This is a genomic window from Delftia sp. Cs1-4, assembly GCF_000214395.1.
GTDB classification, from domain to species: Bacteria; Pseudomonadota; Gammaproteobacteria; order Burkholderiales; family Burkholderiaceae_C; genus Comamonas; species Comamonas acidovorans.
In genome coordinates this window covers 5,303,276-5,323,129 of sequence record NC_015563.1, presented here as the reverse complement: position 1 = coordinate 5,323,129, position 19,854 = coordinate 5,303,276, and the positions used below count along the sequence as shown (strand labels likewise).

Here is a 19,854-nt window from a genome sequence, read left to right as displayed (position 1 = left end):
TGCCCGGCTTCACTGGTCGTGCTCGGACAGCTCCCGCCAATGCGTGCGGGTGAATGCATAGACGGTTTCCAGCGCCGGTGACAGGCTGCGCGCGCCCATGCGCGCCATGCCGTAGCGGCCGCAGCGCCGGGGATCGGCGGGCAGGGGCACTTCGGCCATGGTGCCGCTGGCGCGCTCCTGGCGCGTGATGGACAGCACGCCGAACAGCAAGGTGTCCGTGGCCAGGGTCACGCTGCGCAGCAATTCCAGGTTGTTGCAGTGCAGGGTGAACAGCTTGTCGGGCTCGGCGCCCTCGCCCCACAGCTCGGCCAGCTGCCGCGCCATGGCCGTGCTCAACGTGGTGGTGGCCAGGGGGTAGCGGCGGATCTCGTCCATGCCGGGGTTTTGCAGCACGGGGTGGCCCGCGCGGCAGACCAGGCCGGCGGGCAGCTCGCCCAGCAGCTCCATGTCCACGTCATCGGCGGCGCGCAGCACATAGGCGTCGCCGACGATGGCGTCTATCGATTCATTGCGCAGCAGCTCCAGCAGGGAGCTGGTGGCGCCCATCTCGGTGCGCACCTTGATGTGCGGATGCGCCTGCGCCATGTGGATCAGAAAGGGCTTGAGCAGCAGTGCCGCCGGGGCCGGCGCCACGCCTATGGCCAGTGCGCCCTCCTGGCCGCCGCGCAGCAGCTCCAGGTCGCGCCGCAGCTGGGTTTCCTCCAGCCGCATGCGGCGTGCGCGCTCGGCCACCAGTTCGCCGAAGACCGTCAGCCGGGCGCGCCGCGCGCCCCGGTCGAACAGCTGCGCCCGGAGCTCGTCTTCCAGTGCGCGGATGCTGCGGCTCAGCGCCGGCTGGGTCAGGTGCACGGCGCGCGCCGCGTCTGAAAAAGTGCCGTGCTCGACGATGGCCAGCAAGTGCCGCAGCTTCTGGGTATCCATGCGTGATCCTCATGGTTTGTTGGCAAATTTCTCATTTGAATTATAGGTAGGCACTTCCTAAGATCGCATCCATGGACATTGAAACGTCCTATAGAGCGGCCACAACCGCCAACTCTTTCATCGGAGCAAAAGGAGACAAACCATGCTCAAGCTGTTCATCGGCATAGGCATCCCGTACATCGCGGTGATCGGCCTGCTTCCCTGGGTTGCGTCCGTCGATCGCCATCTGCTCGGCGTGCCCTTCATCTACCTGTGGATCTTCATGTGGTTCGTGCTGACGTCGCTGTGCATGCTCGTGTGCTGGCTGATGTTCGACCGCCACGAAGCCGACGACGTGCAGTCGGCCTGAAGGGAGCACCGCCATGACCACCGCAGTCTTTCTGGGCTTCATCGCACTGTCCCTGTACCTGGCCATCCGCTCGCGCACGGGCAAGGGCGCGCAAAGCGTGCATGACTTCTTCGTCGCCTCGCGCCAGTTCGGCGCCTACCTGGTGTTCTTCCTCGCCGCCGGCGAGATCTACAGCATCGGCACCATGGTCGGCTTTCCGGGCGGCATCTACGCCAAGGGGCCGACCTATGGCGTCTGGTTCCTGGGCTACATCCTGCTGGCCTATCCGCTGGGCTACTTCCTCGGCCCCATGATCTGGAAGGCCGGCCTGCGCCACAACGCCATCACGCTGCCGGACCTGTTCAAGGGCCACTTCGGCAGCCGCGCGCTGGAGCTGATCGTGGCCGGCTCGGCCATCCTGTTCCTGCTGCCCTGGGGCCAGCTGCAGTTCACGGGGCTGGTGGCGGCGCTCAAGGGGCTGGGCTGGAACTTCCAGCCGCTGCACCTGCTGCTGATCTCGGCGGGCCTGGCCTTCACCTACATCGCCATCTCGGGCGTGCGTGCCTCGGCCTACATCGCCATCCTCAAGGACATCCTCATGGTGGTGGCCATCATCGCCACGGGCGTGGCCGTGGGCTGGCATGCCGGGGTGGGCGATGTGTTCGCCGCCGCCAGTGCCAAGGTCAGCAACCACATGACCGATACACAGCTGCGCTTTTCCATGAGCACCATGCTGTTCCAGGCGCTGGGCTTCTACATGATGCCGTTCGCCGTGCAGAACTTCTTCACGGCCAAGAGTTCGCACACCATCCGCCGCACGCAGATCGCCATGCCGCTGTACATGCTGATGTACCCGTTCCTGGTGCTGGCCTCGTACTACGCCATCAGCCAGAACCTGGAACTGGCATCGCCCAACGAGGCTTTCTTCGCCGCTGCCGTGCGCCTGCTGCCCGACTGGCTGCTGGGCCTGGTCGCCGCAGGCGCCGCGCTGTCGGGCCTGCTGGTGCTGGCGGGCATCTGCCTGGCCATCGGCCCCATCGTGGCGCGCAACCTGCTGCCCGGCCTGCCCGAGGCCAAGCAAAAGCAGGGCGCCAAGGTGGTGATCGTCATCTACCTGCTGCTGTCCATCGTGATGACGCTGCTCACGCCCAACCTGATGCTGACCCTGATCAACACCACCTACTACGGCGTGACGCAGTTCTTCCCGGGAATGATGGCCATCCTGTTTGGCTGGCGCATCCGGCCCCTGGCCATTGCCCTGGGCATCGTCTGCGGGCAGGCGCTGGCCATCGTGCTGTACCTGCAGCAACCGGACTTCGGCGGCATCAACCTGGGCTTCATCAGCCTGGCGCTGAACCTGCTGGTCACGGCCATCGTCCACTGCCTGCCGCGTGCTGCACACGTCAAGACCGCCTGAGGGAAACATCCCCATGAACCACGAAACCAGCGAGCGCGTGCGCATCTTCGCGGCGCGCACCATCCTCACCATGAACCCGGCCCAGCCACAGGCCACCCATGTGGCCGTGCGGGGCAGCACGGTGCTGGCGGTGGGCGGGGAGGCCGACATGGCCGCCTGGCCCGATGCCGAACGCATCGACCACCTGCGCGGCAAGGTCCTCATGCCCGGCCTGATCGAGGCCCACAGCCACCTGATGGAAGGCGCCATGTGGGATGCGGTCTACCTTGGCTACTTTGACCGCCGCGATCCCGACGGGCGACTGTGGCCCGGCCTGCGCACGCTGGACGCCGTGCTGGCCCGCCTGGCCGAGGCCGAGCGTGCCCTGCCCGATGCGCAGGCCACGCTGCTGGCCTGGGGGTTCGATCCCATCCTCTTTGGCAGCAGCCGGCTGTCGGTGCGCGAGCTGGACCGTGTCTCCACCACGCGGCCCATCGTCATCCTGCACGCCAGCGTGCACCTGATGAATGTGAACTCGGCCATGCTGGCGCTGGCCGGCATCGACGAGGACACCGATATCGACGGCATCCACAAGGACGCCGAGGGCCAGCCCACGGGCGAACTCCAGGAATTCGCCGCCATGTACCCCGTGCAGAAGGTGATCGGCAGCGCGCTGTCGCTGGCCGCTGCCGAGCAGCGCGAGGCCATCTGGAAGTTCGGCCGCGTGGCCCAGCTCGCGGGCGTGACCACGGCCACCGACCTGGTTAGCGATCTCTCGCCCCAGGGCCTGGCCGCGCTGCGCGAGGTGACGGGCGACGCGGCCTATCCGCTGCGCATCGTCCCGGCCTTCGCGCCGCAGCGCAACCCGGAAGGCGGCGCCGCGCGCGTGCACGCCGCTGCTGCATCGTCGGCCAGCGACAAGCTGCAGTTCGGCCCCGTCAAGTTCATCGTGGACGGCTCCATCCAGGGCTTCACCGCGCGGCTGCGCGCTCCCGGCTACGCGGGCGGGCAGCCCAACGGCCTGTGGCTGATTCCGCCGTCGCAGCTGCCCGCGCTGTTCGAGCCCTTCCACCTGGCCGATCTGCAACTGCACATCCACACCAACGGAGACGAGGCCACCGAGGTGGTGCTGGATGTGATCGAGGACTTGCTGGCCAGGCACCCGCGCGCCGACCATCGCCACACCCTGCAGCACTGCCAGTTGGCCAGCAGCGCCCAGCTGCAGCGCGCCGCGCGCCTGGGAATGTGCGTCAACTTCTTCTCCAACCACCTCTATTACTGGGGGGATGCGCACGCCGGGCAGACCGTGGGTATGGAGTGGGCGTCACGCATGAATGCGGCGGGCACGGCACGGCGCCTGGGCATGGACTTTTCCATGCACTCCGATGCGCCCATCACCCCCATCAACCCCTTGTTCACCGCCTGGTGCGCCGTGCAGCGCGAAACCGCTTCAGGCCGCGTGCTGGGCGAGGCCGAGCGCCTGTCGGTGGACGACGCCCTGCACGCCATCACCATGGGCGCGGCCCGTACCCTCAAGCTGGAGCGGCGCGTGGGCAGCATCGAGCCCGGCAAGCTGGCGGACTTCGCCGTGCTGGAGGACGATCCCCGCGCGGTGGCGCCAGCGACGCTCAAGGACGTGAAGGTCTGGGGCACCGTGCTGGGCGGGCGCATCTTCCCTGCGCCCGGGTCAGCGCCATGAGCACGCCGGCCGCCGCGGCGCAGCGGGCGCCCATTCCCATGGTCGTCGTGGGCGGCTACCTGGGCGCGGGCAAGACCACCTTGCTCAACCGGCTGCTGGAGCGCGCCGATGGCCTGCGCGTGGCCGTCCTGGTCAACGACTTCGGCGAGATCAACATCGACGCCGCCCTGATCCGCACACGCAGCAGCGACGTACTGCAGCTGGAGAACGGCTGCATCTGCTGCTCCATCGGCGGGCGGCTGGCCGAGGCCCTGGCCGCCGTGGGCGCGCGGCCCGACCGCCCCGACCTGCTGGTCATCGAGGCCAGCGGCGTCTCCGACCCCGTGCGCATCGCGCAGGTCGGCATGCTCGACCCCGCGCTGCAGCTCAACGCCATCCTGGTGGCGGTGGATGTCCAGGACGTCGATGAGCAACTGTGCGACCCGCTGGTCGGCGACATGGTCCGCCGCCAGATCGCCGGCGCGACGGCGCTGGTGCTGACCAAGACCGACCTGGCCAGCGCGGCGATGATCGGCAAGGCAAGGCAGCGCCTGGCCGAGATCGCCCCGCACACCATGGTGCTGACCGCACAGGGCGGCGAGATTCCCTTGGCCGTCTTTCTGGATGCCGTACCCCTGCCACGCCAACCGCAGCACCCGCAGCGCCTGCTGGGTGCGCTTGCGGGTGAAGGTGGCGCCTGGAAGAGGGCCGTGGATGGCACGGCAGGTCTCGCCGGGATGGCAGGAATCACCAGTTTCTCGTACACCACGCACCGGCAATTCGACAAGCAGCGCCTCAGGCAGGCACTGCGCACCCTGCCGGTGCCGCTGCTGCGGGCCAAGGGCATCGTGCGGTTGCGGGGGCAGCAGCCTTTGCAGGAAATCCATGTAGTGGGAGGCCGGCTGCGCGTGGCGGATCTGGGCGCGGCGCAGGTGGCCGGGTCCGCCTTTGTCTTCATTGGCTGCTTCACGGCGGCGGGGCAGCAGGCGATTCGTGGCCAGCTGGATGCCGCGTTGGCGCCGGAATGATTGAAGAACGTTTTGGACCAAATTTTCTGAATTTTGGATTTCGGCCCAAAAAAACGTATTAGAATTTACGTCTTCTAGGGGAGTCGCCAAGTTGGTAAAGGCACCGGATTTTGATTCCGGCATGCGAGGGTTCGAGTCCTTCCTCCCCTGCCAGATAGACAAAAGCCCTGGCAGTTCTGCTGTCAGGGCTTTTTTGTTTTCAGGCCGTGGCCTGCTGCGGGCTGGAGTTCACAGCTGAGCCCGCGCCCGCCCTGGCGGCATCCAGCGTGGCGCGTATGCCCTGGGTGTAGGGAGTCTTGGCAATGGGGCCCAGCAGGGTGTGCAGGGCCGAGTCATCCATGATCAGCGGATCGGTCAGCAGGTAGTGCATCTCGGCCAGTTCGCGCATCAAGGGGCTGAACAGGCCGGCCAGGCGCAGCGCGGTCTTGCCTGCAACGCGCAGTTTCAACGGCCTGCCGCTCAGGCGTTCGATCTCCGAGACGATGTCGCGCTGCGTGGTCGCCCCCGCGCCCGCCAGGTGCCAGACCCTGCCGAATGCCTGCGGCGTGTCGATGAGGCGCGCCACTACGGGGCCCACATCAGGCACATAGACAAATTCGTGCGGCCGGTCCAGCGGGCCGATCATGTCGGCCCGGCCGCCGTGGGCCGCCGCCTCGAAGGCGCCGTGCAGCAGGCTGTTGTGCACTCCGGGACCGTAGAAGTCGGGCAGGCGCAGCACGGTGGCCTCGATGCGGCCCTGTGCATGGGCTTGCAGCAGCAGGTCCTCCTGGGCTTTGCGCATGCGGCCCTTGAAGGTATGGGGCTCGCGCGGATGATCTTCCGCCACGGGCAGGGTGCGGGCCTTTCCGTAGGGATAGACGGTGCCGATCAGCACGATGCGGCGCACGCCCGCGGCAATGGCGCCTTCCAGCGTCTTGCGCATCAGTTCGGGATGCAATTGAAACTGCCAGTAGTTCACGCCCACCAGGTAGACCAGCGTGTCCACGCCGTGGGCGGCAGCCTCGATGGAGCCGGCGACATCCGGGTTCCAGGTGGCGATCTCGGCCAGGGGATCGGCGCCGAAGGTCTGGCGCAGGCTGGCTGCGTTGCGGCCGACCACGCGATAGGCGCGGCCCTGTTGTCTGAGCGCGGCGGCCAGGCTTTGGCCGATGGCGCCTGCGGCGCCGAAAAGTGCAATGGATGGCATGGTGCGGGTCCTGTGGTGACCACGCCAGTGTCCGCAACACGCCGCAAAAGGAAAATTGCCTAGAATCTTCTGGTGTCCATGCATAAATGAATGGATCAGTGATGTCGGAACCCCATTGGGAGTGGTATCGCAGCTTTTTGCAGGTGCTGGAGTCCGGGTCGCTGTCAGCGGCGGGCCGGGCCATGGGCTTGGCGCAGCCAACCGTGGGCCGGCACATCGACGGGCTGGAGTCGGCGCTGGGCCTGCAACTGTTCACCCGTTCGTCCGATGGCTTCGCGCCCACCGAGGCGGCCTATGAATTGCAGCCCTATGCGGCCAGCATGGCCGCGACGGCTGCCGCGCTGCGCCGCGTGGCGGCCAGCCATGGCGCGGGCGTGCGCGGCACGGTGCGCCTGACGGCCAGCGAGGTCGTGGGCGTGGAGCTGCTGCCGCCCGTGCTGGCGCAATTGCGCGCGGCCCATCCTGAACTGCGCATCGAACTGGTGCTGTCCAACGCGGTCGATGACCTGCTGCGCCGCGAGGCCGATGTGGCCGTGCGCATGTTCCGGCCGCAGCAGGAGGCGCTGGTGGCCCGCCATATCGGCGCCATCGAACTGGGGCTGCATGCCCATGAGAGCTATCTGGCCAGGCATGGGGTGCCGGCTTCGCTGCAGGAACTGGCCGGGCACTCGCTAATCGGCTTCGACCATGAGAACGCCTTCATCCGCAGGTTTCAGCAGCAGTTTCCGATGTTCACGCGCGAGGCCATGGCGCTGAGCTCGGACAGCGACCTGGCACAGCTGGGCGCCATCCGCGCTGGCTTTGGCATCGGCATCTGCCAGTCGGCGCTGGCGGCCAGGGACCCGGGCTTGGTGCGGGTGCTGCCGCAGGCATTCTCATGGAAGCTCGATACCTGGGTGGCCATGCATGAGGACCTGCGCAAGAGCGAGCGCTGCGCCGTGGTCTTCAAGGCGGTCGCGCAGGCGCTGACGGCCTATGCCAGCAGCGGTGCCTGAAGACCCGGGCGCCTGTGTTTCATTGGGCGTGCAGCAGGCAGCAGCGCGCGAGATGGCGCAGCATGGATTTCCTGCGCTGGGATGCAACAAACGCCTGGCAGTTGTGGGCGATGTAGCCCGCCATGACCCCGGTCAGGCCGGCGACGGCCCACAGCGGGATGGGCACCAGGGAGTCCAGCAGCACGGCGCAGCCGGCCAGCAGCAGCAGGCACGGAAGCAGCCGCAGCAAGGCGGCTTGCAGGGGTTGTTGCCTGCGCAGGAGGGCGAGGACCTGGATGGCAGTCCTTCTGCGGAATCTGCCGGCTTGCTTGCGAAGAACGTTCACGGCTCGTGTCGGGCGTTGATGTGCGTCAAAAAATTGTGTGCAAATGTATCACCTCAATGCGCGAACATCAAATGCGCCGGTTCCATGAGAAATGAAAAGGGCCCGCGCATGGCGGGCCCTGGAAAACTGCCGTGTTGCGCCTGGGCTCACCGCATCTCGAACTCGATGGCGATCAGCACGAAGGCCGCCATCCACAGCGTCTCCACCACCAGCAGTGCAAAAGGCCGCCAGCCGGCCTGGGCCAGTTGCTGGAACGAGGTCTTCAGGCCCAGGGCCGCAATGGCCAGCACCAGGCAGTTGCGCGACAGGTCGCTCAACTGGTGCTGCAGCCCCGGCGGCACCCAGCCCAGCGAGTTGATGGCCACCAGCGCGACGAACACCCACAGGAACCAGGGCACCAGGCCCGGCTTCTTGCCGTGGTGCTGCTCGGCCGCAGCCTCGCGCTGGCGCTTGAACAGGGCCGAGACCATGACCACCACCACGGCCAGCATGGACACGCGGAACAGCTTGACGATGGTGGCGTAGTCCCCCGTGGCCTGGTCGATGGTGTAGCCCGCGCCCACCACCTGGGCCACATCGTGGATGGTGCCGCCGATGAACAGGCCCGCCAGCTCGGGCGGCAGGTGCAGGGCGCGCGCCACCAGCGGGTACAGCACCATGGCGGCCGTGGACAGCACGGTGACCGTGACCACCACGGTCAGCGTGAAGCGGTCGCTGTCCTTGTCGCGCGGCAGCACCGAGGAGATGGCCAGCGCCGCCGAGGCGCCGCAGATGGCCACCGCGCCGCCCGACAGCACGCCCTGCGGCCGCGTCAGGCCCAGGCGCCGGCCCAGCAGCGTGCCGCACAGCAGCGTGGTGACCACGGCGGCGATGACGATCAGCGCCGTGGTCCAGCCCAGGCCCGCGATCTGCGTGGCCGTGATGCGCGCGCCCAGCAGGCCCACGCCCAGGCGCAGCACGCCGCGTGCACAGAACTCGATGCCCGGCTTGGCGCGCGCGTCCTGGCTCAGGAAGTGGAAGGCCACGCCGAAGAACAGCGCGAACAGCAGCTGCGGCCCGCCGTGCAGCGTGGAGACGAAGGTGGCTGCCAGCGCAATCACGCCCGACAGGCCTGTGCCGGGCAGGAGCTTCAACCATTGCAGCATGCGCGGCACGGGCGGCTGTGCTGCCAACGGGGCTTGAACCTGGCTCATGGCTGCTCCTTGCCGCCCGCCGCATCGGCCAGAACCGCCAGCGCGCAGGACGCGATGCGGCTGGCCACCGAGTCCGAACGGCTGGTCAGCACGATGGGCACGCGCATGCCCAGCACCAGGCCCGCGCACTCGGCATCGGCCATGTAGACCAGCTGTTTGTAGATCATGTTGCCGGCCTCCAGGCTGGGCACCAGCAGCACGTCGGGCTGGCCGGCCACATCGGAGACGATGCCCTTGTGATGCGCCGAGCGCAGCGAGATGGCGTTGTCGTAGGCCAGCGGCCCGTCGAGGATGGCGCCGCTGATCTGCCCCCGGTCGGCCATCTTGCACAGCGCGGCCGCGTCGATGGTGCCGGGAATGGCGGGGTTGACCGTCTCCACCGCCGAGAGCACGGCCACGCGGGGCCGCGCAATGCCGATGGCACGTGCCAGGTCGATGGCGTTCTGCGCAATGTCGCGCTTGTCCATCAGCGTGGGGAAGATGTTGACCACACAATCGGTCATCAGCAGCGGGCGCTCGAAGCCCGGCAGGTCCATCACGAACACATGGCTGGCGCGGCGGCTGCCGCGCAGGCCGGCCTCGCGCGCCACGGCAGCGCCCAGCAACTCGTCGCTGTGCAGGCTGCCCTTCATCAGCGCGCGGGCCTGGCCGCTGCCGCACAGCGCCGCCGCCTGGGCCGCCGCCGCGCGTGGATCGTCGGCTGTGGAATGGATGGACGCGCCCGCCAGATCCAGCCCGGCTGCCTGGGCCGCCGCCCGGATGCGTGCCTCGGGGCCGACCAGCAGCGGCGTGATCAGGCCCGCCTGCGCGGCCTGCATGGCGGCCTGCAGCGAGCCCGCATCACAGGGATAGGCCACCGCCACCGGGATGGGGCCTTGCGCCTTGGCCTGGTCGAGCAAGTGCTGGAGATGGGGGCGGTGCGTGGCGGGCGCATCATCGGCGGCCACGGCGAGTGAAAGTGGGGGGACCATGAAAGCTCCTGCGGGAAAGTACAGGGCCCGGCGCGAGCAACGCAGGGAATCTGGGAATCGGCTTTCGAGGGCCTTGCGCTTCACCCAGGCGCATGAAACCGGCGCGGCCCATCCCAGGGACACCGAGGAAGGGCCGCCCCGCACCGAGGGTGTCGTCCCCCTCCCCCGCGCAGCGGGTAGAGAGGGGGAAGGCGCGCAGCGCCTCAGGGGGTGTCAGACAGCTTCAGACGAAATCTTTGTACTTTTCGAGGAAGCGCACGGGCTTGGCCAGCGCATCGCGGCGGAACGGGTCGCCCAGTTCGCGCGTGCACATCACCTCGATCACGCAGGTCTTGCCGTGGTTCATCTGCAGGTCGATGGCTTTTTGCAGCGCCGGGCCCACGTCCTCGATCTGGTCGACCACGATGCTCTCGGCGCCCATGGCGCTGGCAATCGCCGCGAAGCTTTCGCTTTCCAGCTCGCCGGCCACGAAGCGGCGGTTGTAGAAGTCCACCTGGTTCTTCTTCTCCGCGCCCCACTGGCGGTTGTGGAAGACCACGGCCGTGACGGGAATGTCATGGCGCACGGCGGTCATGATTTCCACCATGCTCATGCCCCAGGCGCCGTCGCCGGCGTAGGCAATGGCCGGACGGTCGGGCGCCGCGCACTTGGCGCCGATGATGGTGGGCAGGGCATAGCCGCAGTTGCCGAAGCTCATGGGCGCGAAGAAGCTGCGCGGCTCGTCGAAGCGCAGGTAGCTGTTGGCCACGGAGTTGATGTTGCCGATGTCGGTGGAGACCATCACGCGCGGCGGCATGGCCTTTTCCAGCTCGCGCAGCACCTGGCGCGGATGCAGGTACTGGCCGCCCGTGGGCGTGCGCTCGCCCTTGGCCTCTTCGATCATGTCCAGGCTGTAGGGGTCGCGCTCATGCGTCCACTCGTCCAGCTCCTTCTCCCAGGCCGCCTTCTCGGTGGCGACGGTGTCGGCGCGCGCGGCCTTGGTGGCGTCGCAGGCCAGGGTCTGGCCCTGCAGGCGGCGGCCCAGCTCGCGTGCCACGGCCTTGGCGTCGCCGTGGATGCCCACCGAGATCTTCTTGACCAGGCCCAGGTTGGTGTGGTCGGCCTCGACCTGGATGATCTTGGCGTTCTTGGGCCAGTAGTCCATGCCGTGCTGGGGCAGGGTGCCGAAGGGGCCCATGCGCGAGCCCAGCGCGATCACCACGTCGGCCTGGGCGATGAGCTTCATCGCGGCCTTGGAGCCCTGGTAGCCCAGCGGGCCGGCCCACAGCGGGTGCTTGGCGGGGAAGGCGTCATTGCGCAGGTAGCCCGTGACCACGGGTGCGCCCAGGCGCTCGGCCAGCTGCCTGCACTCCTCGACCGCATCGCCCATGACCACGCCGCCGCCGGCCAGGATCACGGGGAACTTGGCCGTGGCCAGCAGTTCCGTGGCGGCCTGCAGGCTGTTTTCACCGCCCGAGCCGCGCTCCACGCGCATGGGCTTGGGGATTTCGCACTGCACTTCGCCATAGAAATAGTCGCGCGGGATGTTCAGCTGTGTGGGGCCCATCTCGGAGATGGCGCGGTCAAAGCAGCGTGCCGTGAACTCGGCCATGCGCTTGGGGTTGCAGACATGGCCCTGGTACTTGGTGAACTCCTGGAACATGGGCAGCTGGTTGGCTTCCTGGAAGCCCCCCAGGCCCATGCCCATGGTGCCGGTCTCGGGCGTGATCATGACCACGGGGCTGTGGGCCCAGTAGGCGGCCGCGATGGCGGTCACGCAGTTGCTGATGCCGGGGCCGTTCTGGCCGATCACCACGCCGTGGCGGCCCGAGACGCGCGCATAGCCGTCGGCCATGTGGGCGGCGCCCTGCTCGTGCACCACGGGGATCAGGCGGATGCCGGCGGGCGCGAAGATGTCCATGGCATCCATGAAGGCCGAGCCCATGATGCCGAACATCTCCGTGACGCCGTTGGCCACGCAGGTCTCCACAAAGGCTTCGGAAGGGGTCATCTTCTGGACGCCTTCGACCACCGTACGATTGTTGGCTGCAGTCATGTTGTCTCCTTGAAAATGGAACTCAATGTTCCGAAAAAAGAAATTACGGCGCAAGTCTAGGACTGACTTCGCCTGGATGTCAAACAAATTTCTTTTTTCGGAACAAATTGACTCGAAAAATTGAAAAACATATGATGACCAACACCATGAACACCCGTGACCCCATCCCTGCCCGTATCGATGGCGACACGCCCAACCTGCGGCTGTTCGCCCTGCTGGAGGCCATTGCCCAGAAGAATGAGCCCTTCACGCTGCAGACCATGGTCGAGGAGACAGGCCTGCCCAAGCCCACCATGCACCGCATGCTCCAGCAGCTCGAGGGCGCGGGCATCCTGCAGCGCGAGGGCAATGGCCGGCACTACGGCACGGGCCGGCGCCTGATGCGGCTCGCTGAGAGCGTGCTGCTCAACAACACCACGCATGGCGCACGCCACGCGGTGCTGGCCCAGCTGGTGCGCGATATCGGCGAGAGCTGCAACATCACCGCCTTCTCGGGCAGCGAGGTGCTCTACCTGGACCGCGTGGAGACGCCCGCGCCGCTGCGCTTTTATCTGCACCCGGGCTCGCGCGTGCCGGCCCATTGCTCTGCCACGGGCAAGCTGTTCCTGAGCCAGATGGCGCCCGCGCAGCGCAGGCGGCTGCTGTCGGCCGTGCCGCTGGAAGGCTTCACGGCCAACACGCTGACGGCCTTCGACGCGCTGGACGCCGAACTGGACCAGGTGCGCGCCCAGGGCCATGCCTTCGACAACGAGGAATTCCTGCCCGGCCTGCTGTGCCTGGGCGTGCTCGTGCCCTCCATCCAGGGCGGCCCCTCGAACATGGGGCTGGCCGTGCAGGCGCCCATCATGCGTTTCACGCGCGAGCGGGCGCTGTCCTTTCTTCCCCAACTGCGCGCGGCGGCCGAGGCGATTGCGCGCATCAACGACGAAGTCCCCCCGGGAGCCCCTGACGATGACTGAGCTGACCCTGATGCATCCCACGCGCACACTTGGCGTGCGCGAGACCTTCGGCCTGGACACCGACATGCAGGTGCCGGCCTTTGCCGAACGCAGCGAGCATGTGCCTGCCGTGGACCCGGCCTACCGCTTCAACCCGCAGGCCACGCTGGCCATCCTGGCCGGCTTTGCGCACAACCGGCGCGTGGTCATCCAGGGGCTGCACGGCACGGGCAAGTCCACCCACATCGAGCAGGTGGCGGCGCGGCTGAACTGGCCCTGCGTGCGCGTCAACCTCGACGGCCACATCAGCCGGCTGGACCTGGTGGGCAAGGACGCCATCGTGCTGCAGGAGGGCCGCCAGGTCACGCAGTTCCAGGAAGGCATCCTGCCCTGGGCACTGCAGCGGCCCGTGGCCCTGGTCTTCGATGAATACGACGCGGGCCGGCCCGATGTGATGTTCGTCATCCAGCGCGTGCTCGAACGCGAGGGCAGCTTCACCCTGCTGGACCAAAAGCGCGTGCTCCAGCCGCATGCGCAGTTCCGCCTCTTCGCCACCATGAACACCCTGGGCCAGGGCAACCTCAGCGGCCTGTACCACGGCACGCAGATGCTCAACCACGCCCAGCTCGACCGCTGGAACCTGGTCACCAGCCTGGACTACCTGGCACCGGCCGAGGAGGCCGCCATCGTGCTGGCGCGCGTGCCGCAGTTGGCCACGCCGCAGGGGCGCGAGCAGGTGGCCGCCATGGTGGCGCTGGCTGCGCTCACGCGCAAGGGCTTTGCGGTGGGCGACCTGTCGCTGCTGATGTCGCCGCGCACCGTCATCACCTGGGCCGAGAACGCGCAGATCTTCCACGACCTGCGGCTGGCCTTCGAGCTGTCCTTCCTCAACAAGTGCGAGCCGGCCGAGCGGGCCATCGTGGCCGAGTACTTCCAGCGCTGCTTCGGCCAGGAACTGGCGCTGCGCGACGAGCCCGCCCATGCCTGCTGAGGCATCCCCCTCGCTGGCGCGCATGGAGGCCTGGGGCGGCGCGCTGCTGCGCGCCATGGCGGGCGACGCCTCGCTGCAATGGAGCGGGCAGACGCTGTACCGGGGCACGGCGCCCGTGGTGCTGGCAGCGGCCCACCAATCCGACGTGCCCGCTCAACTGGCCGACCAGCGCGGCCTGCTCGACGGTGCCAGCCTGCGCCTGCGGCTGAGCGATGCCGGCCTGCACGCGCGCTACCTGCCCGGCGACCCGGTGGAGCGGCTGGTGTTCGAACTGCTGGAGCAGTTGCGCGTGGAAAGCCTGGCGCCTGAAGAATGGCCCGGCGCACGCGCCAACCTGCATGCGCGCTTTGTGCACTGGAGCCAGGCCTTTGCCGATTCGGGCCTGACCGAAAGCAGCCTGGGCATCCTGCTGTTCACTGTGGCGCTGACAGCCTGGAGCCGCCTGAGCGGACATGAGCCGCCCGATGCCCTGGCCGACCTGGCCGAGGCCACGCGCGCCGGCCTGTCCGCGCAACTGGGCGCGCAGTGGGCCCTGCTGCGCCGCCACCGGCAGGACCAGCAGGCCTTCATTGCGCCGGCCCTGGCCATCAGCCGCTGGGTGGGCCAGGCCGTGCGGTCAGCCCAGGAGGAGGTGCCGCGTGGCGCTGCCGGGCCGCGCCGGCGGGGCAGCTTCGCGCTGCCGCTGCACTTTGAATCGCAAAGCCTGGATGCGCCGCCCGTGGCGCTCAGCGGCGACAGCCGCGCCTGGGCCGGCGCTGCCCACAGCTACCGCGTGTTCACGCGCGCCTATGACCGCGAGGCGCAGGCCACCGAGCTGATCCGCGCAGCGCAACTGGCCGAGTTCCGCGGGCAGATGGATGACGAACTGGCGCGCAGCGGCTTGCACGCGGGCCGGCTGGCCCGCCACCTGCAGCAGCGCCTGGCCGTGCCGCGCCACGACGGCTGGCAGTTCGGCCTGGAGGATGGCCACCTGGATGCAAGCCGGCTGGCGCAACTGGTCAGCGATCCGCAGCAGCGCGCCATCTTCAGGAACGAGCTGCCGCGCCCCGTCAGCGATGCGGCCGTGGCCATCTTGCTGGACTGCTCGGGCTCGATGAAGGCGCATGCGCGCCCGCTGTCCCTGCTGGTGGACCTGCTGGGCCGCGCGCTGTCCATGGCCGGCGTGCCGGTGGACGTGCTGGGCTTTTCCACCCAGGCCTGGAACGGCGGCCGCGCCCGCCGCGACTGGCAGCGCGCGGGCCAGCCCCACATCCCGGGCCGGCTCAACGAGCGGCTGCACATCGTCTTCAAGGATGCCGCCAAACCCTGGCGCCACGCCCGCCACGGCATTGCCGCGCTGCGCAGGCCCGACCTGTTTCGCGAGGGCGTGGACGGCGAGGCCGTGGAATGGGCCTGCGAGCGGCTGCTGGCGCGGCCCGCGCAGCGCCGCATCCTGCTCGTCATCTCGGACGGCTGCCCCATGGACACGGCCACGCACCAGGCCAACGACGAGCACTACCTGGACCAGCACCTGCGCCAGGTCATCGCCCGGCACGAGCGCGCGGGCGACGTGCAGATCCGCGCGCTGGGCGTGGGGCTGGACCTGGGCGTGTTCTACCGGCGCAGGCTGGCGGCGGACCTGCGCGAGCAGATCGATGAAGCCCTGCTGATGGACGTGGCGGAGTTGATCTGCCGGCCGTGATGCCCCCCGCGATAGCGACTTCGCTCAGTCCCCATCCCGCCCGGGTGGAACTGCAGATTTAGCGGACCTGCGCGACAAAGTCGCTCACCAACCGCGCAAACTCCACGGGCATTTCCACGGCACTCAAATGCGCGGCAGGCAGCGACACCAGCTGCGCGCCCGGAATCTGCGCCTGCATGTCCTCGGACAGGGCAGGCGGCGTGGCCTCATCGCGACTGCCCGCAATGAGCAGTGCGGGGCAGGCGATGCGCCGATTGCTCTCGCGAAAATCGATGCCGCCCACGGCCGCACAGGCCGCCGCATAGGGCTTGGCCGCCAAAGCCTCCAGCCCTGCGCGCAAGGAGGCCACGCGGGCCGCCTGCCCGGTGCGGAACTCGGGGGTGAACCAGCGCTGCATGGCGCCGTCGGCAATCACCGCCACGCCCTGGTCGTGCACGGTGGCAATGCGCGCCTGCCAGCCTGCGCGCGCGGCCTCGTCGTAGTAGCTGGCCGAATTGGCGATGGTGATGCTGCGCACCAGCGCCGGATGGCGCACGGCCAGGGCCTGGGCCGTCATGCCGCCCATGGACAGGCCCACGAAGTGCACCGGCCCCTGGCCCAGCGCCTCGATCACGCCGGCTGCGTCGTCTGCCAGGTCGTTCATGTCGAAAGCCTCGCCGATGGCGGGCGAGCGGCCGTGGCCCCGGTGGTCATAGCGCACCACGGTGAAGCGGTCTTCCAGCGCCTGGGCAACGCCGTCCCACATCTGGAGGTCACAACCGAGCGCGTGGCTCAGAACGAGGGCCGGGCCTTGGCCCTGCTGCACAACATGGAGTTTCGACATGGCGGTCACTGCTTGGGGAAAAGGCGATTATGGGATGGCCCATGCGGGCAGGCGGCTACGGATACCACGCATATCCGGCATCTCAGCCCCATAATCCCCAGCCATGCACGCCCTGCGCAACTCCATCTCGTTGGCCCGCCTGGTCATGGCGTGGTTCGCGTTGACGCTGGGCCTGGCCATTGCATCGCCCCTGGTGCACCCGCAGGCCATGGAGCTGGTCTGCACGGCTGGCGGCAGTGTCAAGCTGGTCGTGGTCAACGGTGAAGAAGGGCAGGCGGTGTCTGCCCAGCATTCGCTGGACTGCCCGCTGTGCCTGGCGGTAACGCCGCCGCCCGCGCATGTCTCCCCCTCCTGGGCGCAACCGCAGCCGCTGGGCCGCGCGCTGCAGCCCATCGTCTCTGCCCGCATTGCCTCCCTGGTCGGCGCGCCGCTGCCGCCGCGCGGGCCTCCCTTGCTGCTGCTGATCGCCTGAGCCCTCGGTTGCTGTGCAGCGCTGTCCCGCGCTGTCTGGCCGCTGGCCTGTCTCAGAACATTGCCGCACCGGCCGGGCGCAGCCTTGGTGGTGCGGCTTCGCCAAGATTCCACGCAGGGAAGCCATGTTCCGTTCCGATTGCCATGCGGCGCCGCAGCGCGCCGCCGATTTTTCTTCGACCCTCCAATCCGTTGCTTGCGTTGCCCTGTCTCGCCGCGCCTGCCTTGGCGGCGGCCTGGCCGCACTGGCGCTGCTGGCCGGCTGCAAGCCCGCCACCGTGCCCTTCAAGGGCATCGACCTCACCGGCGCGCAGTACGGCCGGGACTTCCGCCTGCGCGATGCCGATGGGCGCGAGCGCACGCTGGCCGACTTCAAGGGCCAGGCCCTGATGGTCTTTTTCGGCTTCACCCAATGCCCCGATGTCTGCCCCACGGCGCTGACGCGCGCGCTGGAAATACGCGAGCTTCTGGGCGCCGATGGCGCCCGCCTGGCCGTGGCCTTCATCACCATCGATCCCGAGCGCGATACGGCCCAGGTGCTCAAGGCCTATGTGGGCGCCTTCGACCCCGGCTTTGTCGCGCTGCGCGGTGACGAGGCGCAGACGGCCGAGGTCGCCAGGGAATTCAAGGTCTTCTACAAGAAGGTGCCCACGGGTGCGTCCTACACCATGGACCACTCGGCCATCACCTATGTCTTCGATCCCGAGGGCCGGCTGCGCGTGGCGTTCCGCCATGAGCAGGAAGCGCAGGACTGCGCGGCCGATCTGCGCCAGATCCTGGGGGCTGCATGAAGAGCTTTGCACTTTCTCTGGCCGGCGCCGCAGGCCTTTGCGCGGCATCCTCCGCCCTGGCCCAGGCAGAACCTGTTCTTGCGGATGTGGAGGTGCGCGCCCGCGGCGCCGCCACCACGCCCGAGGCCCGCGCCGCGCAGGCCGTGCAGGCTGCGCGCGATGAGCTGTCGCAGCGCGCAGGCGGCACGGCCGTCGTCGATGCAGCCAGCTACGCGGCCGGGCGTGCCAGCACCGCCGCCGATGCACTGGCCTACGCGCCCGGCGTGCTCGCACAGACGCGCCACGGCCCGGAGACGCGGCTGTCCATCCGGGGCTCGGGCGTGCAGCGCGGCTATCTGATGCGCGGCATACAGCTGTACCAGGACGGCATACCGCTGAACCAGGCCGATGGCGCGGCGGACTTCCAGTCCATCGACCCCATGGCGGCCCAGCATGTCGAGGTCTGGCGTGGCGCCAATGCGCTGGAGTACGGCGCCAGCAGCCTGGGCGGCGCGATCAACTTTGTCTCGCCGACCGGGTTGACGGCACCTGCCGCATCGCTGCGGCTGCAGGCCGGATCGTTCGGCCAGCGGCAGGCCCAGGCCCAACTGGCGGGCCGTGGCGAGCGGGTGGATGGCCTTCTGAACATCGGCCGCAGCGAGCAGGACGGCTGGCGCGAACAGTCGGCCTGGCGCACGCAGCGCCTGTCCGGCAATGTGGGCCTGCAGCTCACCGATACGCTGGAGCTGCGCGCCTTCCTGTCCCATGTGGATGCCGACATGCAAATGCCCGGCAGCCTCACGCGCGCGGCCATGCTGGCCAATCCGCGCCAGGCCGCGCCCGGCTATGTGGCGCAGGACGCCGGCAACAACTACCGCCAGACGCGCGGCGCCCTGCGCATGGACTGGCAGCCGCGCGAAGGCCTGCGCTGGACCACCTCGCTGTTCGCGGCGCAGCGCGACCGCTTCCACCCCATGACCATGGGCATCGTCCAGCAGGACATGCGCGACACGGGCCTGGACTCGCGCCTGGTGGCCGAGCTGGGGCAGGGCGGTGGCCTCACGCGCAGGCTGGTGCTGGGCTTTTCCAGCGCGCAGCTCGATGGCGATGAATGGCGCTACACCAATGCGGGCGGCGCGGCCGGCACGTCCACGGGGCGCACGCGCGTGAAGGCGCAGCAGGACGTGGTCTATGGCGAATACAGCCATGGCCTGAGTACCCGCTGGACGCTGCAGGCCGGCCTGCAGTTCGTGCGCGCCCAGCGCCGCCAGGACAATCTGTTGGCGCCCGCCTCCAGCTACGACGTGGATTTCAGCCACACCTCGCCCAAGCTGGGCCTACTGTTCGCGGCCACGCCCACGTCGCAGTGGTACGCCAACATCAGCGGCAGCTTCGAGGCTCCGCCCATTGGCGAGCTGGTCTACCAGCCTTCGCTGCCGCTGGGGCGCGCGCAAAGCGCAACCACGGTGGAGGCCGGCTGGCGCGGCCACGGCGAGGCCCTGGCCTGGGACGCCGCCATCTACCACTCGCGCGTGCGCCGCGAACTGCTGGCGCTGACCGACGCCAGCGGCGCGGCCCTGGGCACCACCAATGCCGACCGCACCATCCACCAGGGGCTGGAGCTGTCCATGCAGGCACGGCTTGCGCCGCGCTGGTCGCTGCGCACCCAGTACCTCTACAGCGACCTGCGCTTTGACAACGACGCCGTCTACGGCCGCCGCCGCCTGGCCGGCATTCCACCGCACCTGCTGCGGGCCGAGCTGCAGTGGAAGGCCACGCAGCAGGTCACGGTCGCGCCCGGCCTGGAGTGGCTGCCCTCGCGCACCTGGGTGGACCATGCCAACACCGTGGCCTCCGATGGCTATGCGCTGCTCAACCTGCGCTTGAGCGGGACGCTGGGCGATGGCTGGAGCTGGTTCGTCGAAGGCCGCAACCTGACCGACCGGCGCTATGCCGCGACCACGGCCGTACAGGCCAATGTGCGCGGCGTGGATGGTGCCTACTACTTTCCCGGAGATGGCCGGGCCGTGTACGCGGGCCTGAGCTGGCGCATGCCCTGAGGGGGGCCGGGCGCAGCGCCGAAAGGCGCCGCTGCCATGGCGTGCGACCTGGCATGGAGTGCTC

General features: G+C 68.7%; 18 protein-coding genes and 1 tRNA gene. 12 read left to right on the top strand and 7 right to left on the bottom strand.

What is annotated here, in order from left to right:
- Positions 1 to 9: 9 nt before the first annotated feature.
- Complete coding sequence (locus tag DELCS14_RS23320) at positions 10 to 921, bottom strand: LysR family transcriptional regulator (protein WP_013803839.1); 912 nt, start codon at positions 919 to 921, stop codon at positions 10 to 12.
- Between the two features lie 142 nt (positions 922 to 1,063).
- On the opposite strand from DELCS14_RS23320, the gene DELCS14_RS23315 reads away from it, so the two are divergent.
- The 5 genes from DELCS14_RS23315 (at position 1,064) to DELCS14_RS23295 (ending at position 5,504) form a co-directional block, all read left to right on the top strand.
- Complete coding sequence (locus DELCS14_RS23315) at positions 1,064 to 1,270, top strand: DUF3311 domain-containing protein (RefSeq protein WP_012203908.1); 207 nt, start codon at positions 1,064 to 1,066, stop codon at positions 1,268 to 1,270.
- 13 nt (positions 1,271 to 1,283) lie between these two features.
- Positions 1,284 to 2,666 carry a sodium:solute symporter family protein gene (locus DELCS14_RS23310; protein WP_013803838.1) on the top strand — a complete coding sequence of 461 codons (1,383 nt, stop codon included), beginning with the start codon at positions 1,284 to 1,286 and terminating at the stop codon, positions 2,664 to 2,666.
- 13 nt (positions 2,667 to 2,679) lie between these two features.
- A complete protein-coding gene (locus DELCS14_RS23305; protein ID WP_013803837.1) occupies positions 2,680 to 4,344 on the top strand; it encodes an amidohydrolase in 1,665 nt (554 codons plus the stop codon).
- Positions 4,341 to 5,351 carry a GTP-binding protein gene (locus tag DELCS14_RS23300; RefSeq protein ID WP_013803836.1) on the top strand — a complete coding sequence of 337 codons (1,011 nt, stop codon included), beginning with the start codon at positions 4,341 to 4,343 and terminating at the stop codon, positions 5,349 to 5,351. The genes DELCS14_RS23305 and DELCS14_RS23300 overlap by 4 nt, the downstream gene beginning before the upstream one ends.
- A gap of 76 nt (positions 5,352 to 5,427) precedes the next feature.
- A tRNA-Gln gene (locus tag DELCS14_RS23295) sits at positions 5,428 to 5,504 on the top strand.
- A gap of 46 nt (positions 5,505 to 5,550) precedes the next feature.
- Here DELCS14_RS23295 and DELCS14_RS23290 read toward each other — a convergent pair.
- On the bottom strand, positions 5,551 to 6,537 hold the full coding sequence (locus DELCS14_RS23290) for an NAD-dependent epimerase/dehydratase family protein (protein WP_013803835.1): 987 nt from the start codon (positions 6,535 to 6,537) through the stop codon (positions 5,551 to 5,553).
- A gap of 101 nt (positions 6,538 to 6,638) precedes the next feature.
- On the opposite strand from DELCS14_RS23290, the gene DELCS14_RS23285 reads away from it, so the two are divergent.
- The gene (locus DELCS14_RS23285) at positions 6,639 to 7,532 is read left to right on the top strand and encodes a LysR family transcriptional regulator (protein ID WP_013803834.1); all 894 of its coding nucleotides are present in this window, start codon (positions 6,639 to 6,641) and stop codon (positions 7,530 to 7,532) included.
- A gap of 19 nt (positions 7,533 to 7,551) precedes the next feature.
- Here DELCS14_RS23285 and DELCS14_RS23280 read toward each other — a convergent pair whose 3' ends face one another.
- The 4 genes from DELCS14_RS23280 to xsc form a co-directional block, all read right to left on the bottom strand.
- Entirely contained in the window at positions 7,552 to 7,761 is a 210-nt protein-coding gene (locus tag DELCS14_RS23280; protein WP_012203914.1) for a hypothetical protein, read from the bottom strand.
- 242 nt (positions 7,762 to 8,003) lie between these two features.
- Complete coding sequence (locus DELCS14_RS23275) at positions 8,004 to 9,050, bottom strand: putative sulfate exporter family transporter (protein ID WP_013803832.1); 1,047 nt, start codon at positions 9,048 to 9,050, stop codon at positions 8,004 to 8,006.
- Positions 9,047 to 10,021: a bifunctional enoyl-CoA hydratase/phosphate acetyltransferase gene (locus tag DELCS14_RS23270; protein ID WP_013803831.1), complete on the bottom strand. Its 975-nt coding sequence runs from the start codon at positions 10,019 to 10,021 to the stop codon at positions 9,047 to 9,049. The genes DELCS14_RS23275 and DELCS14_RS23270 overlap by 4 nt, the downstream gene beginning before the upstream one ends.
- A 223-nt stretch (positions 10,022 to 10,244) precedes the next feature.
- The gene (xsc, locus tag DELCS14_RS23265; protein ID WP_013803830.1) at positions 10,245 to 12,056 is read right to left on the bottom strand and encodes a sulfoacetaldehyde acetyltransferase; all 1,812 of its coding nucleotides are present in this window, start codon (positions 12,054 to 12,056) and stop codon (positions 10,245 to 10,247) included.
- A 131-nt stretch (positions 12,057 to 12,187) separates the two neighbouring features.
- On the opposite strand from xsc, the gene DELCS14_RS23260 reads away from it, so the two are divergent.
- Genes DELCS14_RS23260 through DELCS14_RS23250 form a run of 3 tightly spaced genes read left to right on the top strand, consistent with a single transcriptional unit; the run spans position 12,188 to position 15,666 of the window.
- Positions 12,188 to 13,015, top strand: a complete 828-nt coding sequence (locus tag DELCS14_RS23260; RefSeq protein WP_012203918.1) for an IclR family transcriptional regulator — start codon at positions 12,188 to 12,190, stop codon at positions 13,013 to 13,015.
- Positions 13,008 to 13,985 (top strand): AAA family ATPase, encoded by a 978-nt coding sequence (locus tag DELCS14_RS23255; protein ID WP_013803829.1) that lies wholly within the window; start codon positions 13,008 to 13,010, stop codon positions 13,983 to 13,985. Before DELCS14_RS23260 ends, DELCS14_RS23255 begins: the two co-directional genes overlap by 8 nt.
- Positions 13,975 to 15,666 carry a cobaltochelatase gene (locus DELCS14_RS23250; protein WP_013803828.1) on the top strand — a complete coding sequence of 564 codons (1,692 nt, stop codon included), beginning with the start codon at positions 13,975 to 13,977 and terminating at the stop codon, positions 15,664 to 15,666. The genes DELCS14_RS23255 and DELCS14_RS23250 overlap by 11 nt, the downstream gene beginning before the upstream one ends.
- Before the next feature lie 58 nt (positions 15,667 to 15,724).
- Here the strand turns inward: DELCS14_RS23250 and DELCS14_RS23245 are convergent, their stop codons facing one another.
- Positions 15,725 to 16,489 carry an alpha/beta fold hydrolase gene (locus DELCS14_RS23245; RefSeq protein ID WP_013803827.1) on the bottom strand — a complete coding sequence of 255 codons (765 nt, stop codon included), beginning with the start codon at positions 16,487 to 16,489 and terminating at the stop codon, positions 15,725 to 15,727.
- A 103-nt stretch (positions 16,490 to 16,592) separates the two neighbouring features.
- Between DELCS14_RS23245 and DELCS14_RS23240 the strand changes: the two genes are divergently transcribed.
- From DELCS14_RS23240 to DELCS14_RS23230, 3 genes are all read left to right on the top strand, one after another.
- The gene (locus DELCS14_RS23240; RefSeq protein WP_013803826.1) at positions 16,593 to 16,961 is read left to right on the top strand and encodes a DUF2946 family protein; all 369 of its coding nucleotides are present in this window, start codon (positions 16,593 to 16,595) and stop codon (positions 16,959 to 16,961) included.
- A 124-nt stretch (positions 16,962 to 17,085) separates the two neighbouring features.
- On the top strand, positions 17,086 to 17,751 hold the full coding sequence (locus DELCS14_RS23235) for an SCO family protein (RefSeq protein WP_013803825.1): 666 nt from the start codon (positions 17,086 to 17,088) through the stop codon (positions 17,749 to 17,751).
- Entirely contained in the window at positions 17,748 to 19,790 is a 2,043-nt protein-coding gene (locus tag DELCS14_RS23230; RefSeq protein WP_013803824.1) for a TonB-dependent receptor, read from the top strand. The genes DELCS14_RS23235 and DELCS14_RS23230 overlap by 4 nt, the downstream gene beginning before the upstream one ends.
- Positions 19,791 to 19,854: the final 64 nt, after the last annotated feature.

What these genes read in the sequence shown, in the direction of transcription:
- DELCS14_RS23290 (WP_013803835.1), bottom strand. Translation starts at nt 6,537, where the DNA reads ATGCCATCCATTGCACTTTTCGGCGCCGCAGGCGCCATCGGCCAAAGC.
- DELCS14_RS23250 (WP_013803828.1), top strand. Translation starts at nt 13,975, where the DNA reads ATGCCTGCTGAGGCATCCCCCTCGCTGGCGCGCATGGAGGCCTGGGGC.
- DELCS14_RS23275 (WP_013803832.1), bottom strand. Translation starts at nt 9,050, where the DNA reads ATGAGCCAGGTTCAAGCCCCGTTGGCAGCACAGCCGCCCGTGCCGCGC.
- DELCS14_RS23300 (WP_013803836.1), top strand. Translation starts at nt 4,341, where the DNA reads ATGAGCACGCCGGCCGCCGCGGCGCAGCGGGCGCCCATTCCCATGGTC.
- DELCS14_RS23230 (WP_013803824.1), top strand. Translation starts at nt 17,748, where the DNA reads ATGAAGAGCTTTGCACTTTCTCTGGCCGGCGCCGCAGGCCTTTGCGCG.
- DELCS14_RS23285 (WP_013803834.1), top strand. Translation starts at nt 6,639, where the DNA reads ATGTCGGAACCCCATTGGGAGTGGTATCGCAGCTTTTTGCAGGTGCTG.
- DELCS14_RS23235 (WP_013803825.1), top strand. Translation starts at nt 17,086, where the DNA reads ATGTTCCGTTCCGATTGCCATGCGGCGCCGCAGCGCGCCGCCGATTTT.
- DELCS14_RS23240 (WP_013803826.1), top strand. Translation starts at nt 16,593, where the DNA reads ATGCACGCCCTGCGCAACTCCATCTCGTTGGCCCGCCTGGTCATGGCG.
- DELCS14_RS23245 (WP_013803827.1), bottom strand. Translation starts at nt 16,489, where the DNA reads ATGTCGAAACTCCATGTTGTGCAGCAGGGCCAAGGCCCGGCCCTCGTT.
- DELCS14_RS23305 (WP_013803837.1), top strand. Translation starts at nt 2,680, where the DNA reads ATGAACCACGAAACCAGCGAGCGCGTGCGCATCTTCGCGGCGCGCACC.
- DELCS14_RS23260 (WP_012203918.1), top strand. Translation starts at nt 12,188, where the DNA reads ATGATGACCAACACCATGAACACCCGTGACCCCATCCCTGCCCGTATC.
- xsc (WP_013803830.1), bottom strand. Translation starts at nt 12,056, where the DNA reads ATGACTGCAGCCAACAATCGTACGGTGGTCGAAGGCGTCCAGAAGATG.
- DELCS14_RS23315 (WP_012203908.1), top strand. Translation starts at nt 1,064, where the DNA reads ATGCTCAAGCTGTTCATCGGCATAGGCATCCCGTACATCGCGGTGATC.
- DELCS14_RS23270 (WP_013803831.1), bottom strand. Translation starts at nt 10,021, where the DNA reads ATGGTCCCCCCACTTTCACTCGCCGTGGCCGCCGATGATGCGCCCGCC.
- DELCS14_RS23320 (WP_013803839.1), bottom strand. Translation starts at nt 921, where the DNA reads ATGGATACCCAGAAGCTGCGGCACTTGCTGGCCATCGTCGAGCACGGC.
- DELCS14_RS23255 (WP_013803829.1), top strand. Translation starts at nt 13,008, where the DNA reads ATGACTGAGCTGACCCTGATGCATCCCACGCGCACACTTGGCGTGCGC.
- DELCS14_RS23310 (WP_013803838.1), top strand. Translation starts at nt 1,284, where the DNA reads ATGACCACCGCAGTCTTTCTGGGCTTCATCGCACTGTCCCTGTACCTG.